The sequence below is a fragment of the Streptomyces sp. NPDC049577 genome (assembly GCF_040675635.1).
Lineage (GTDB): Bacteria > Actinomycetota > Actinomycetes > Streptomycetales > Streptomycetaceae > Streptomyces.
Map to the genome: position 1 here is coordinate 1 of NZ_JBFAPH010000621.1, position 1,483 is coordinate 1,483.

The 1,483-nt window shown below is 56.8% G+C and carries 1 rRNA gene; it reads right to left on the reverse strand.

Features of this window, described 5'->3' with window-relative positions:
* Window positions 1-1,483: ribosomal RNA gene (locus AB0K09_RS33315) — 23S ribosomal RNA — on the reverse strand; the annotation flags it as partial.

The following is a 1,483-nucleotide window of genomic DNA, read 5'->3' on the forward strand; positions in this document are numbered from 1 at the left end:
ATCCCCGGGGTACCTTTTATCCGTTGAGCGACGGCGCTTCCACAAGCCACCGCCGGATCACTAGTCCCGACTTTCGTCCCTGCTCGACCCGTCGGTCTCACAGTCAAGCTCCCTTGTGCACTTACACTCAACACCTGATTGCCAACCAGGCTGAGGGAACCTTTGGGCGCCTCCGTTACCCTTTAGGAGGCAACCGCCCCAGTTAAACTACCCACCAGACACTGTCCCTGATCCGGATCACGGACCCAGGTTAGACATCCAGCACGACCAGAGTGGTATTTCAACGACGACTCCACACACACTGGCGTGCATGCTTCACAGTCTCCCACCTATCCTACACAAGCCGAACCGAACACCAATATCAAGCTGTAGTAAAGGTCCCGGGGTCTTTCCGTCCTGCTGCGCGAAACGAGCATCTTTACTCGTAGTGCAATTTCACCGGGCCTATGGTTGAGACAGTCGAGAAGTCGTTACGCCATTCGTGCAGGTCGGAACTTACCCGACAAGGAATTTCGCTACCTTAGGATGGTTATAGTTACCACCGCCGTTTACTGGCGCTTAAGTTCTCAGCTTCGCAAAACCGAAGTCTCGCTAACCGGTCCCCTTAACGTTCCAGCACCGGGCAGGCGTCAGTCCGTATACATCGCCTTACGGCTTCGCACGGACCTGTGTTTTTAGTAAACAGTCGCTTCTCGCTGGTCTCTGCGGCCACACCCAGCTCAGAGTGCAAGACTCATCACCAGACATGGCCCCCCTTCTCCCGAAGTTACGGGGGCATTTTGCCGAGTTCCTTAACCATAGTTCACCCGAACGCCTCGGTATTCTCTACCTGACCACCTGAGTCGGTTTAGGGTACGGGCCGCCATGAAACTCGCTAGAGGCTTTTCTCGACAGCATAGGATCATCCACTTCACCACAATCGGCTCGGCATCAGGTCTCAGCCTCAATGTGTGACGGATTTGCCTATCACACGGCCTACACCCTTACCCCGGGACAACCACCGCCCGGGCTGGACTACCTTCCTGCGTCACCCCATCGCTCACCTACTACCACCTTGGGCCGGCGGCTCCACCACTCCCCCTCACTCCGAAGAGATCAGAGGCGGCTTCACGGCCTTAGCATCAGAGGGTTCAGCGCTGGCGCTTCAAAGCGGGTACCGGAATATCAACCGGTTGTCCATCGACTACGCCTGTCGGCCTCGCCTTAGGTCCCGACTTACCCTGGGCAGATCAGCTTGACCCAGGAACCCTTAGTCAATCGGCGCACACGTTTCCCACGTGTGTATCGCTACTCATGCCTGCATTCTCACTCGTGAACCGTCCACAACTCGCTTCCGCGGCTGCTTCACCCGGCACACGACGCTCCCCTACCCATCCATACACCCGTTGGGGCTACTTGTATGAATGACACGACTTCGGCGGTACGCTTGAGCCCCGCTACATTGTCGGCGCGGAATCACTTGACCAGTGAGCTATTACGCACT